Raw genomic sequence first — 6,396 nt, 5'->3', positions numbered from 1 at the left:
AGCCGCCCGCTCAGCATCTCCCAGGCCTCAAACTGCGCTTCGTGCTGGCGTTGAGCCTCCTCTCGTGCGGCGGCTGATGCGTCCTGCGTGGCAATATGAACCAGCGGATCGGTCAGAACAAATCTTGCGCCCGGCAGTTCCTCACGGATAGCGCGCATCGCAGCGAGCGACGCTCTGACCAGCTGCTGTTTAAGTTCTCTGCCGCGGCCCGTTACGCCAGGATTGAATAGCGCGGCCTCGGCACCGGCCCACGCCCAGAATGAAATCTGGTTCACCGGCGTAAAAAAAGGTGTCTGATAGCCTTCATCCCGCATCAGGCAAGCCATTGCGCGCGCGAAGGCGGCAAAGCGATCGACAAAGGCCGGCTGCCAGATGTCCAGGCCATCGGGCCAGCCGAAATGCGCCAGCTCCCAGATTATTTCCAGCCCGTTATTTTCAGCAGCGTGCAGCATGGGCAGGAATGTTGACCAGTCATAGTGACCGGGTGTCTTTTCAATCAGATACCAACGTGCGCTGTCACGCGCCGTCAGCAGCTGGTTAGCCGCCAGCTGCGCATAGTCTTTTTCCAGCAGCATGTCGTGACCGCTGTTAATGACCAGGTCAACCCTTTTTCCCTCTCCGCGACAGGCGGTGGAACAGGCGAAACTGCCCTGAAAAAAACTTTTGAACAACGGCTGGTCTCGCTCCTGAGACGGCAGTGGATGCGTTACTCTCATGACGTTTTCCTCGTAGCAAAACCTGCGCAATATGCGCTAAGTCTAGACCAATTGATCTTAACGACTATGTTTATCACTGCTGCCCGATGGCTATCAGAACAGTCGCATGACAATCTGCCGCCGCTGGGACAATAATAGGAGGTGTTTGAACTGTTTCTCACCGCCTGTCCCCTCGGGAAATTACAAAAGGAAGAACCGTGGTTGAAGCTTTTGCGCCTGAAAATGAGCCGGCGGCGCGCGCGTCGCTGACGAGCGCTGTTTCCTCTCTGGTAGAGAACCACCCTGAACACAGCGGTATTTATCCGCTGGAAGAGGGCCTGGATGCCTTTGCCGCCCGTTATCAGCTAATGGTGAACGCCGAGCGCACGCTGGATATTCAGTACTATATCTTGCAGGACGATATGTCCGGTCGTCTGTTGTTCAGCGCCATCCTGGCGGCAGCCGAACGTGGCGTAAAGGTGCGCCTGCTGCTGGATGACAACAATACTATGGGGATGGACCCTACGCTCAGCGAGCTGAGTCGCCATAAAAATATTCGGGTGCGGCTGTTTAATGCTTTTTCGTTTCGCACGCTGCGTGCGCTGGGCTATCTCACTGATTTTGCGCGCCTGAACCGACGCATGCACAACAAAAGTTTTACCGTGGACGGTGAAGTCACCATCGTAGGGGGACGTAACGTAGGCGATGAATATTTTGGCGCAGGCGATGAACCGCTTTTTTCCGATCTGGACGTGCTGGCTATCGGGCCGGTCGTTAAAGAGGTAACAGCGGATTTTGAACGTTACTGGGAAAGCCATGCCGTTCAACCCTTCAGTAAAGTCGTGGACGTTGAGCATGAAACCCAGCGTGGCACAGCGTCGTTGCCTACCGACTGGCTGGATAATCCGCAGGTCAAACGTTACCTGCAACGTATTGAAGCGTCCTCTTTTACCGCAAGCCTGACGGCGGGGGAGCTGCCGCTTACCTGGGCTAAAACGCGCCTGCTCAGCGACGATCCGCGTAAGGGCCTGGGCCGTGCCAAAGAGTCGACGCTGTTGCCCCAGCGCATGTTGGAGGTTATCGGCCAGCCCCAGCGGCAGTTCGATATCATTTCGGCCTACTTTGTGCCCACCCGTGCGGGCGTGGCGCAGCTGCTGGCGCTGGTCAGAAAAGGCGTAAAAATAGCTATTTTGACCAATTCGCTGGCGGCAAACGATGTCTCTGTGGTGCACGCTGGCTACGCCAAATGGCGCAAGAAGCTGTTACGGCACGGTATTACGCTCTACGAACTGAAACCCAATACCGGGCTTCGTGAAAAGCCGCACGATCGCGGTCTGACCGGGAACTCCGGTTCCAGCCTGCACGCCAAGACCTTTAGCGTCGATAATGAAAAGGTATTTATAGGCTCGTTTAATTTCGATCCACGCTCCGCGATGCTCAACACTGAAATGGGTTTTGTGATTGAAAGCGAGACGCTGGCTACCAGTATCCATCAGCGTTTTATCAGTCGCATCCGCGATCGCGCCTGGACGCTGCGGCTGGATAAATGGGGAAGGGTAAATTGGGTAGAATATCCCGGCGAAGGCGATAAAGAGATCGTTCACCGACACGAGCCTGGCACCCGTTTTATTCAACGACTGCTGGTGCGGCTGGTCTGGCGTTTACCGATAGAATGGCTGTTGTAAAAGGCCCGGCATCGCCGGGCCAGCATGCAGGCGCTACTTTTGCGGCAGTTTGCCGGAAAAAAGAAAACGCAGCAGCGGAATACGCAAATGGATTTCATAAAGGATAAATGCGATGCCGAAGACAAACACCAGGCCCGCGAAAAAGCCCAGCGTATTGCTGCCGATATGGGGCACCAGGAAAATACCGTAAAGGATAGTCAGCGGGTGGTGCACCAGATAGATAAATAATGAGGCGTTCACCAGATAGGTCACCCGAGGCGAATGGCTGTTCAGCAGGCGATGCCCCAGCGAAAACACCACGTTAACCATCCACAGGCCCATCATCATCGACACCACCGCGTCAATTTCATAAAGCCAGCCTTCACCTTTGCTCCAGCTCTGGTTGGCGATATAGGCAATAAACGCGACGGCGGCGCCGATAAAAGTCCAGGGGACGGGCTTAATTAAGAGGGCCTTAATTGCCGGATATTTCCACGCCATTGCGCCCAGGATAAAAAAGGGCAGGAAGAACAGGGTCTGCATAACCACAAAATTAAACAGGGCATTGCCTAACAGCTGTGGCTCAAAAATAAAGAGCAGTCGCCGGATCGCGCCCCAAATGAGGCTGCAAACCAGAATAGCCAGGCTAAGTTTAGTCCAGTTCAGCTCGGAATAGTCCGTTAATGATCGCCCGTCACGCAGCTTTTTAAACAGCCATGCACCGGTTATGGTCAACATCACCAACACCAGTAAAAACCACAGGTGTGAGATAAGATCCCAGCTAAGCGCATTAAATTTCTGATACAGCGTGAGCTGGCTCCAGTCGCCGATTTTTGAGGTCCATGCTTTCAGCATAAAAAACTGCGGCAGCGTAAGCAGCGGAACGGCAGCCAGCATAGGAATACCCACCCGCTCCAGACGCACTTTCAGCCAGTATTGCGGGCTATAGCGTAAGAAAAGCATATAGGAAAAATAGCCGGAAATAACGAAGAACACCTGCATACGAAAAGCGTGAATAAAATCATTCAGCAGCGTAAGCCATTCGGAAGTGTGCGGACTATTTACTGACCAGCTTTGGCTGGAATAAATCAACGAGACGTGAAAAGGCACCCCTAAAAGCATCAGATAAGCTCTGATCGAGTCAAAAAAATATTCTCGCTGCCCGGTCTTTTTTATCATATTCGTCCCATATTCAATATGTTACAGCGTTTGCTCGCCCTGAGCCACGCTAAAGCTTAGCGCTTACTCTAGTGGAGAAAACACAGGTATACTATCAGGGGAATCCGTATCCGCTAAGCAGTTGAGAACAGGGCGCTAAAAGCAGCAAATGCGAGGAACAAAAATGGTGTTGGGCTGTCGGAGTTACGAATTATCCATTAAGATGGATGGGATTGATTTAAGCACACGAAAGGGGGGGATGTGCTGATTAAAATGAAAAATAAGCCAAAACTGATGAAATTGCGTCTGCTTGGCGCAACGGTTTTGCTGTCAATGTATGCCAGCTCCGGCTGGGCTTTCAGCATTGATGATGTAGCAAAACAGGCGAAAGATTTGGCCGGGAAAGGGTATGAAGCGCCCAAAAGCAATTTACCTTCCCAACTGCGCGAGATGAAATATGCTGATTATCAGCAGATCCAGTTCAATCGCGATAAAGCCTGGTGGAGCAAGCTGAAAACCCCGTTCAAGCTGGAATTCTATCACCAGGGTATGTACTTCGACACGCCGGTGCAAATTAATGAAGTGACGGCTTCTACCGTTCACGAGATTAAATATTCACCGGACTTCTTTAATTTCGGCAATGTTAAGCACGATCCTGAAACCGTTAAAAACCTCGGTTTTGCCGGATTTAAAGTGCTTTACCCGCTTAACAGCAAAAATAAAAAAGATGACGAGATCACCAGCTTCCTGGGCGCCAGCTATTTCCGCGTTATCGGTGCCGGTCAGGTTTATGGTCTCTCTTCACGTGGGCTGGCTATCGACACCGCGCTGCCATCTGGCGAGGAGTTCCCGCGTTTCAAAACGTTTTGGGTAGAACGACCAAAGCCGGCTGACAAACATCTGATTATCTATGCGCTGCTTGATTCGCCGCGGGCGACAGGTGCCTATCGCTTCCTGATCACGCCAGGGAAAGAAACCACGGTTGACGTCCAGTCAAAAGTTTTCCTGCGCGATAAAGTCGGTAAGTTGGGCGTAGCCCCGCTGACCAGCATGTACCTGTTCGGTGCTAACCAGCCTTCATCGCAGGTTAACTTCCGTCCTGCCCTGCATGATTCTGACGGCCTGTCGATCCATGCCGGCAACGGCGAGTGGATCTGGCGTCCGCTGAACAACCCTAAACACCTCGCGGTCAGCACCTTTACCGTAGAGAATCCAAAAGGCTTTGGCCTGCTGCAGCGCGGCCGTGATTTCTCTCAGTATCAGGATCTGGATGACCGTTACGATCTGCGCCCGAGTGGCTGGATTGAGCCGCAGGGCGACTGGGGCAAGGGACGCGTCGAGCTGGTTGAAATCCCAACGGCTGATGAAACCAACGACAACGTGGTAGCTTACTGGACGCCGGAAAGCCTGCCAGAGCCGGGTAAAGAGATGAACTTTAAGTATCGTCTGCACTTTACTCGTGATGAAAACCAGCTGCATTCGCCAGATATGGCGTTTGTGAAGGATACATTACGTTCAACCGGTGATGTGAAACAGTCCAACCTGGTTCGCCAGCCGGACGGCACGGTTGCCTTTATCGTTGACTTTGCCGGTCAGGATATGAGCAAGCTGCCTGCCGATACGCCGGTCGCACCACAGGTCAGCATCGGTAACAACGGCGAGCTGGTGGAAAACAGCGTGCGCTACAACCCGGTCACCAAGGGCTGGCGTCTGGCGATCCGTTTACGTGTTAAGGACAACAAACAGCCTACAGAGATGCGTGCTGCGCTGGTTAACGGCGACAAAACGCTGACCGAAACCTGGAGCTATCAGTTGCCTGCCAATGAATAAGACAAAAGCTGATTATATCGATGCGCTGCCTCTGCCGGCCGAACGGAAAGAGGCGCTGCTGAACGCGTTGCCCGAGCAGTCTGATGAGGCGTTAAGCCAGCTGCATCAGATGTTGGGCGAAGCGCCAACGCCGGAACGCGCAGACGACGCGCCTCTGGCTTCGGTGAAATCACGTATTGAGATGACGTGGCCGGATGCCGTGGGCAAAGGCGAGCAGTTTGCCGAAGATGCGCTGCATCGCACCACGCTCAAGGCCATGCCGCCCCATACGCGTTCTTCTATGTATCCTGAAGCCTGGCGCACTAACCCGGTTTCACGCGCATGGGATTCTTTACGTGGCCACAAAAGCAAACCGCGTTATGCCAATGCCGAGGAGCAGCGGTCAGAAGACAAATGGCGACACGTCGGTTCGATTCGTCGCTATATTTTACTGCTGCTGACCATCTCGCAAACGGTCATTGCGACCTGGTACATGAAGACCATTCTGCCTTATCAGGGCTGGGCGCTGATCGATCCTATGGAGATGATCAACCAGAACTGGCAGCAGTCGGTGCTGCAAATCCTGCCGTACGTGCTGCAAACGGGGATTCTGTTCCTGTTCGCTGTGCTGTTCTGCTGGGTTTCTGCTGGCTTCTGGACGGCGCTGATGGGCTTTTTACAGCTGCTGATCGGCAAAGACAAATACAGTATCTCGTACAACAGTAACGATACCGATCCCATTAATCCGGAGCATCGTACCGCGCTGATTATGCCGATCTGTAACGAAGACGTGGAACGCGTCTTCGCCGGTTTGCGTGCTACCTGGGAATCCGTGGTCAGAACGGGTGAGCAGCAGCATTTCGACGTTTATATCCTTAGCGACAGCTACAACCCGGACATCGCGATGGCCGAGCAAAAAGCGTGGATGGAGCTGGTACGCGATGTGGGGGGAGAAGGGCGCATTTTCTATCGTCGCCGTCGCCGCCGCGTGGAGCGTAAAAGTGGTAACAGTGATGACTTTTGTCGTCGCTTGGGAATCCAGTACAGCTATATGGTCGTACTGGATGCGG

General features: G+C 53.3%; 3 protein-coding genes and 2 pseudogenes. 3 read left to right on the top strand and 2 right to left on the bottom strand.

Annotated elements, in window-relative coordinates; all coding sequences use genetic code 11:
- Positions 1 to 716 (bottom strand): annotated as a pseudogene (locus RTK32_RS17395) (beta-glucosidase); the annotation flags it as partial.
- Between the two features lie 245 nt (positions 717 to 961).
- Between RTK32_RS17395 and RTK32_RS17390 the strand changes: the two are divergent.
- Positions 962 to 2,380 (top strand): phospholipase D family protein, encoded by a 1,419-nt coding sequence (locus tag RTK32_RS17390; RefSeq protein WP_312046171.1) that lies wholly within the window; start codon positions 962 to 964, stop codon positions 2,378 to 2,380.
- A gap of 33 nt (positions 2,381 to 2,413) precedes the next feature.
- On the opposite strand, the gene mdoC is transcribed toward RTK32_RS17390, so the two are convergent.
- Complete coding sequence (mdoC, locus tag RTK32_RS17385) at positions 2,414 to 3,538, bottom strand: glucans biosynthesis protein MdoC (protein ID WP_312046167.1); 1,125 nt, start codon at positions 3,536 to 3,538, stop codon at positions 2,414 to 2,416.
- A gap of 270 nt (positions 3,539 to 3,808) precedes the next feature.
- On the opposite strand from mdoC, the gene RTK32_RS17380 reads away from it, so the two are divergent.
- Positions 3,809 to 5,347, top strand: a complete 1,539-nt coding sequence (locus tag RTK32_RS17380) for a glucan biosynthesis protein G (protein ID WP_312046169.1) — start codon at positions 3,809 to 3,811, stop codon at positions 5,345 to 5,347.
- Positions 5,340 to 6,396 (top strand): annotated as a pseudogene (locus RTK32_RS17375) (glycosyltransferase); the annotation flags it as partial. The gene RTK32_RS17380 and the pseudogene RTK32_RS17375, both read left to right, overlap by 8 nt.

The organism is Erwinia sp., assembly GCF_031978025.1.
In the GTDB taxonomy this organism is placed as follows: Bacteria; Pseudomonadota; Gammaproteobacteria; order Enterobacterales; family Enterobacteriaceae; genus Erwinia.
This window is presented reverse-complemented; position numbering and strand designations above follow the sequence as displayed.